The 271-nt window shown below is 49.1% G+C and carries 1 protein-coding gene; it reads right to left on the minus strand.

The features are described from left to right. A partial coding sequence (locus tag C2M32_RS16585; RefSeq protein ID WP_199886182.1) for a hypothetical protein occupies window positions 1–271 on the minus strand: 271 nt, incomplete at both ends.

Consider the following 271-nt stretch of genomic DNA (forward strand, 5'->3'; position numbering starts at 1 on the left):
GATGTCGTCACTCTCAGTGTCATCTTCTGCTGGCTCATCTAGCAAAGCATCGATGTCGTCACTCTCAGTGTCATCTTCTGCTGGTTCATCCAGCAAAGCATCGATGTCATCGGTCTCTAATTCATCTTCCGCAGGCTCATCCAGCAAGGCATCGATGTCGTCACTCTCAGTGTCATCTTCTGCTGGTTCATCTAGCAAAGCATCGATGTCGTCACTCTCAGTGTCATCTTCTGCTGGCTCATCTAGCAAAGCATCGATGTCGTCACTCTCA

The organism is Pseudoalteromonas sp. T1lg23B, from assembly GCF_002964665.1.
In the GTDB taxonomy this organism is placed as follows: domain Bacteria; phylum Pseudomonadota; class Gammaproteobacteria; order Enterobacterales; family Alteromonadaceae; genus Pseudoalteromonas.